At 40.4% G+C, this 4,924-nt stretch carries 5 protein-coding genes; all 5 read right to left on the bottom strand.

Annotation, left to right across the window (positions count from 1 at the left end):
* Positions 1 to 24: 24 nt before the first annotated feature.
* On the bottom strand, positions 25 to 1,104 hold the full coding sequence (gene waaB, locus RTW80_RS22425; RefSeq protein WP_000683959.1) for a lipopolysaccharide 1,6-galactosyltransferase: 1,080 nt from the start codon (positions 1,102 to 1,104) through the stop codon (positions 25 to 27).
* Positions 1,105 to 1,117: 13 nt separating this feature from the next.
* Positions 1,118 to 2,098 carry a glycosyltransferase family 8 protein gene (locus RTW80_RS22420; RefSeq protein WP_000922462.1) on the bottom strand — a complete coding sequence of 327 codons (981 nt, stop codon included), beginning with the start codon at positions 2,096 to 2,098 and terminating at the stop codon, positions 1,118 to 1,120.
* A gap of 32 nt (positions 2,099 to 2,130) precedes the next feature.
* Positions 2,131 to 2,928, bottom strand: a complete 798-nt coding sequence (rfaP, locus tag RTW80_RS22415; RefSeq protein ID WP_000229740.1) for a lipopolysaccharide core heptose(I) kinase RfaP — start codon at positions 2,926 to 2,928, stop codon at positions 2,131 to 2,133.
* On the bottom strand, positions 2,921 to 4,045 hold the full coding sequence (rfaG, locus tag RTW80_RS22410; protein WP_000634277.1) for a lipopolysaccharide glucosyltransferase I: 1,125 nt from the start codon (positions 4,043 to 4,045) through the stop codon (positions 2,921 to 2,923). Before rfaG ends, rfaP begins: the two co-directional genes overlap by 8 nt.
* The coding region (gene rfaQ, locus RTW80_RS22405) for a lipopolysaccharide core heptosyltransferase RfaQ (protein WP_312720251.1) at positions 4,042 to 4,924 on the bottom strand (883 nt) is incomplete at its 5' end. The genes rfaQ and rfaG, both read right to left, overlap by 4 nt.

Genomic DNA, 4,924 nt, shown 5'->3' with positions numbered 1-4,924 from the left:
TCTCCTGGAAAAAAACCTGCTGCATTATTTCCTCCGGGAAATAACAGAAATAATTATCTTTTGCAATCTGTCGTAATATTTCGGTTGATAAAATTTATCGATCGACGCCGGAATTTTTTCATGTGCGATGTGAATTTCACCGGCTATGTATTTATTGAGAAGAGCAACAAAACCGGTCATATCCCCCGGTTGATATAAATGACCATTAACATCAGGCTGAATGATATCAACAGGCCCGGAGACACAATCTGCACTGATACAAGGGATCCCCCACGACAAGGCTTCAAGTAGAGTCATTGGGAAACCTTCAAAAGATGACGTGAGTAATAATGCACTCACTTTTTTAATATCTTGCTGAACTAATTTCCAGGGATGTTGTTGCCAACCATACCAGACAATTCGATCATCAATATTTAATTCTCTACCATAAGCCTGGCATTTTTCGAAATCGGAGCCATCTCCCAATACATGAAGTTTCCAGTCACCTTGCACTTGTGATAAGCCATCAAGCAGATCTTTTACGCGCTTTTGGCCTTCAAATTTCATGCGCCCAACATAAATGAATGTTGCCGTTTCGCCTTCCCCGGGTGCAGGAATGACTGAATTTTTCGCCTCAACGGGATTAAAAATAACGTTTATTGTCGATTCTGGTACACCCCGGCTAATCATTTGCTGTTTAATACCAGAGCTGATGGCTAAATGATAGTCGGCACAGGTGATATATTCGGCATGTTTTTTATGATCTAAAGAAAAATGCGGCCATGAAAATACAGGTACATCAATCCCCGATTTTTTACGAGCTTTGGCCGCATACAAACACGAGATCACGTCAATACAAATAACAACATCTGGCTGATAATCATGAAGCCATTTGCTTAAAGCATGAATATGTTTCGCGCGACGCAAAAAACCTAAGCGAATATTGGAAAATGAACACGAGTACTTAATACCTTCCAGCCATCCCTTATCCATTTTGTCATTACGACAAAAGAAAAAAATTTCACTTTGGATATGTTGTTGCCTGAAGGTAGTAATAACATCACGAATGACTGTTTCCATGCCGCCAAATCCAGAAACAGCTTCGCCAATAAAGGCTATTTTCATAATTTCATTCCAGCTAAATCTTTAAGCCAAATAATTTAACAAGTAAATACTTATAATAATAAGAAATGGCTTTACAATATTTTCCTTCTAGCCAAAAAACTTTAGACTTTAACCTAATCTCACTTGATGATGGAGCTAGATTTCTTTTATGGTTCTTCCAAGGAGAATTTGAAAAATAATGATCAAAATTTTGTGCTCTAAATATTTTGTACCATGGTTTATTCTGGGTAACATAATGCATTATAATTGTGTTGGGCAAGTTTTTTTGTTCTTCATCACATCGTACTGACAATGTTGTCTTATTATTGTACTTCTTATCAAGGTAATGCACTCGTCCATTAAGTAAAATATTGAGCACATCCTGATCTGCATACCTATATACTTTTCCACTGTTGATCATTTCTAACGCTTTTTGTGTTATATTATTTTTTTTCCATTCGCTGGTATTAATAAACATAACCCCGGCATTAAAATAATTAATAAACTCAATGCCATAGTCTAATTTTTTTACACGTTCTTGCATTTCTGGCGAATCTGGAATTACACATGCAATATCAGCATTTAAATTATAATCAACCAGTTCATCTAAAGGACCATTACATATGACATCACAGTCAAGATAAAGTATCTTATTTATTTTATCATCAATAACTTCTGGGATTAAAAAACGTAAACATGTTGATAAAGGAATACCAAGAACTAATGTATCCGGATTAATGTCAAATTTATCAGTTATATAATATACAGATATTGATGTATTAGGACCTTCTAGTTCGTAAAAAGCTGAACACTCCTTTTCTTCTATGCCTGATATAAGAAGGTGAAAATGAAGGTTAATATGTCTATTGTTGGATATAATTGAATATAATGCAACACCCGCTGGCATTATGAATTCACGGTCAAAGCATAGTGCAATATGTAAATTTTTAACATACGACACTTCGTTTTGGTATAAATTTTTCTTCTTAGCAACGAAGTTTCTATATTTCAACAATTTTAGAATCCCTTTTTGTAATAAAATACTATTTACAAGTTTTTTCTTATTGTTCTTGCTTCTATTTTTCCTGCTTTAATCCTTGCCTTTTTAAGTAAATCAATCTCAAGTCTATAAATATCGCGTAAAGGCATCCCAAAATAAACCTTCATAAATCGCCAGATATCTCTCTGCGTCAGACCAATATTCATTGATGAGAAATATAAACCAATCAAATCTTTATCCCGCCAACGACGTGGTACTTTTGCACGTATCTGTGCCCGGTGCAGATCGATAACCGAAATTTTTAATTCATCTTCCCGGCCAGTAAATGGCAAATGGAGTAAAAAGTGGCAGATATAACAATCACGGTGATTAATCCCTGCTGCATGCATTTTGCGCACCATGGTTGCCACACGCGCGATCAGCATACGCTTAATATGTACATCAGGCGGGTTGACCGCCCAATCTGCACAATAATCTTCAAGGCTAATTGTGGGAGTGAGATCTTCGGTAATAATAAATGATGTGCGAGTTAATGGATTTAACCCTTTTTCACCAAATCCTATTCCGTGCATCGTATCAACACCGACATCATGCAGTCGATGAATAGCGTGCCACTCTCTGTCTGCACCTAAAACGGGCATCCGCAATGAGAGCAGATTTTTTATAATCTCCTTTAGGGTCGTCCCTTTGTGCCATTTGAGGAAATAACTTTTGCCGGCCAGTTCAAAGCGTAATGTGCGACGCGTCTCCAGTTCACGGAAGACCTCGCCATTCAGTTTTTTAACTTCTGCAAAGGCATCTTTACCACGCCAGAGTGTGGCAAGTGGCTCTTCTAATTCAACCATCTAAACCACCTGTAATGATATCTGCCGCTTTCTCCGGCAGGCTGTATAAATCCTGAGTATCGGCGTAATACCGAGCATTCTCCGCCCAGGCCATGCGCAATGGAGATTGAGTTAACGCTTTACGTAAAACGTCATTTAATTGTTCCTGGGAGAAAGGTTCAGCGATGACCGTTCCACAATTAGCATCTGTGATATAGTGTGCGTATCCGCATACCGCAGTCGTCAACACAGGTAATCCCGCGGCAATTGCCTCAAGGAGAACAATACCTGCAGCCTCCTGATAAGCGGGATGCATTAATAAATCAGCGGCTGCCATTAATTCAGACACATCATTCCGCCCGGAAAAGAAATGCACTTTACTACGCACACCGAGTTTTTCTGCCAGCACTTCAAATTTACGCGGTTTATCCTGGCCAACAACAAACAACAACGTATTATGGCGTAACGATTCTGGTAACGATGCCAAAGCTTCAATTGAGCGATCCACACCTTTACGACCAAAATCTGAACCAACCTGCAGCAATAAGTTTTGTTGTTCAGTGATGCCATTTTTCTGGCGATAAATTTCACGACTGTTTGGGATTTGCGCGTTGTATTTTCTGTCAGGATAGATACCAGGGGGAAGAATTTGAAAACGTTCTGGTTCAGTTTGGTAATGCTTCTGAAAATCGGCGATTTGCTTATCGGTCAACATCATAAGTTTCGTCGATTTACCATGTTCGAAAGTCGCTCGCTCGAATGCAGCATAATGGCGATAGCGCGATGTTAAACGATAGAAAAATCCCTTTTCTTGCGCCACTTTCTCGGCATAACAGACATCGGCGGCAAAATAAACATCCAGCCCAGGCATCTTATTAAAGCCAACAACGCGATCAGCGGGATGTGCCTTCAGATGGTTTTGAACCCAGGCATAATATTCTGCATTACGTCCATGGTTAGTATGGGATTTAACCGGTACGCGAATAAGCTCAAATGCTTCCGGGCAATCGCCTTCCCACGACTGTGTATATACCCGAACATGGTGGCCCCGTGCGGCAACTGTTGAGGCAATACGCATAAAGTCACGCTGTAGCCCACCAAATGGAAAATATTTATATAAGCAAAATGCCACGATCATAATTGCGCATTCCTGTCAGCTGAAGGTGCATCTTCTGGCAACAGCTTTTCCGTAGCGGCAATGACATCTTCCGCTGGAATAACAGAAAGATATTTTTTGTTGCGGTCAAGTTCGTGCCGGGTAGGCATTTTTTGATAATTCCCCGCCCAGAACTGAATAATATTCTCGGTCCATGGACGCCAGAATACATGATCAGTGGCCCCAAACAGGCTAATAACTGGCGTCTTCACAGCCGCTGCAATATGCCCCGGCGCAGAATCCACACCAATAAAGAGCACTGCATGATCAATTAATGCGCCCAGTTCAGGAAAACGTGTTTTACCGGCAAGGCCGGTAATAGGTTTTGTTTGGCAGCCTCGTGCAATTTCATCTACGCAAGCGAGATCATCTGCCGAAGGGCCACAAGTCAGCACAACCTGATAACCACGATGTTGCAACGCATCGATAACCATAGAAAATTTATCGTTGTCCCAGCACTTAAATATCTGTCTGGCTGTCGGCTGGATGACGACATAATGATCTTTCACGCCCAGTGCATCTAATTCCTGGCGCATTTTCTTCCAGCAATCCTCGGCGTAACTCATGGTTGTTTCAGTATAAAAATCGGTAATACCTAATGGCTCAAGGACCGACAAATTACGCTCAACAATATGTGTACCGTGTATAGGCGCTAAGTGTGTAAAGCTTTTTTTCCAAATGCCATGCTGCCGATGACCATAAAGCTGCGATATTTTCATACGAGCAGGTAAACAACGTACCAGCAGGGCCACCATCCACTGATCCGTAAGATTAATGACCAGGTCGTAATTATTCGCACGCAGAGTTTTTATCAGTGAAAGTGCATTTTTAATTTTATCGAATGTTCCCGTACCTTTATTG

The sequence above is a fragment of the Escherichia sp. AM3 genome, assembly GCF_032029835.1.
GTDB lineage: Bacteria > Pseudomonadota > Gammaproteobacteria > Enterobacterales > Enterobacteriaceae > Escherichia > Escherichia coli.
Note: the sequence above shows the minus strand (reverse complement) of the source record. Positions and strands in the feature narration are given on the sequence as shown.